Genomic DNA, 1558 nt, shown 5'->3' on the forward strand with positions numbered 1-1558 from the left:
TTCGTCATACCTTGCCAAGAGCTGCGTACAGGAAAATCGTTTCAGCCGTACTATGAGCCTGCGGATCAAAGACGGGTGAATGCATGGAAGAACATAGTTAATGCAGAGGTTAAGACCATACGTGGAGAGTCCTTGAGTGATCCTAACGACCCTAAAAGACAACGTTTGATTAATCCCTATAATAGTCATGCACCAAGGCCAAGCCCTTTTAATATCAATAGTTATTCAAAAAAGCAAAGTGATGAAGATGATGAAATAATTCAACATCCCCCAAGCCGTCGTGATTTAGAGGAGGCGCTTAAACGGCGGTTATTGCTTGAGTCCCAAAGAGGGGTAGTCACCAATCGTCAATCGCTTTTAACCACGTTAAGGCGCTGGGGGCTTAACGTCAATCGGAGTAATAGCGAAACCAGTGTGTCAGTAAAACACGACGACTTAAAGGATAAAAATGGCAGGGTTATGAGTGTGAGACTTACAGGTGGTATGTTTGCTAAAAACTATAAGGGGATTGAGTTTGAGCCATATATCCAACAGATTAACAGTAATAACTACTACAGTGAGCATAATAAAATTCATCGCAGTCAATTAGATAAGATGAATTTAGAGGAAGGAATTAAAATTAAAGCCCAATATCATCAGGAGCGATATAAGGAAGCTACTTTGTCCGAACCTTTGGTAATACAAAAAGTGAAGATTGCTAACAGTGTTGAGGAAGCGCTAGATCCTAAGGGAACAGAGCCAACAAAGAGATATATACCTTCTTTTAGACGTTAGTGATAGGCTGAGGTTTTCCCAAACTTTGAGACTTTCCAAAACTTTGTGTAACTGCTTATGCCCTGTTAACAAATAGCAGTTACACAGAATTCGGGATGGGCTCGCATACTTTTTGAAACACCACCAAATAAAAAAGGCATTAGTTAAATGATTGATTATTCTTTATTATTCACCTATTTCTCAGCTGTTTTACTGTTTTTAGGTACTCCAGGACCTGTGACTGTACTTGTAGTGAGTGCAAGCGTAAAAGGTGGGTTCAGGGCTGGATTAGCAACAGTCGCAGGTACTAATGCTGCATCACTAATTTTGATAGCGATATCATTTATTATCCTTCAAGGAGTGTTTTCAGTTAGCGAGACAGCTATGCTGTGGTTATCCTTTTTAGGGGCATTCTATCTTATATATTTTTCTATAAATATAGTAAAAGATAAAATTGATATTGATCAGACTGTAAAAGAAAGCTCAGTTCTTGTTACGAAAAACCATTTCAAAGATGGTTTTCTTATAGGTATCTCTAACCCTAAGGATGTTATTTTCTTTATTGCTTTCTTCCCTTTATTCTTAAAGGTTTCAAGCGATATATATTCCTCTATGCTAATTCTTACCTTGGTATGGATAGCGCTAGACTATAGTATCTTATCTATTTATTCTTTTATATTCTCAAAGGTTAGCAATAACAAAATCGCAAATACAATTAGTAAGTCTTCAGGACTTATTCTATTGTTTATTGCTATTTATACCCCACTCTCAACACTTTATTAGCAATTCAAACTGAAGAGGCGGG

At 37.5% G+C, this 1558-nt stretch carries 2 protein-coding genes; both read left to right on the forward strand.

The window, feature by feature from the left end:
• Positions 1-774, forward strand: a 774-nt coding sequence (locus G561_RS15480) for a hypothetical protein (protein WP_028859994.1), incomplete at its 5' end; no start/stop codon positions are given.
• 147 nt (positions 775-921) lie between these two features.
• Positions 922-1536, forward strand: coding sequence for a LysE family translocator (locus G561_RS0113505; RefSeq protein WP_051584575.1), 615 nt, complete (start codon positions 922-924; stop codon positions 1534-1536).
• Positions 1537-1558 lie beyond the last annotated feature (22 nt).

This window comes from Psychrobacter phenylpyruvicus DSM 7000 = NBRC 102152, from assembly GCF_000685805.1.
In the GTDB taxonomy this organism is placed as follows: Bacteria; Pseudomonadota; Gammaproteobacteria; order Pseudomonadales; family Moraxellaceae; genus Psychrobacter; species Psychrobacter phenylpyruvicus.

Excerpts from the sequence above, each read along its gene's own strand:
- G561_RS0113505 (WP_051584575.1), top strand. The coding sequence starts at position 922 with ATGATTGATTATTCTTTATTATTCACCTATTTCTCAGCTGTTTTACTG.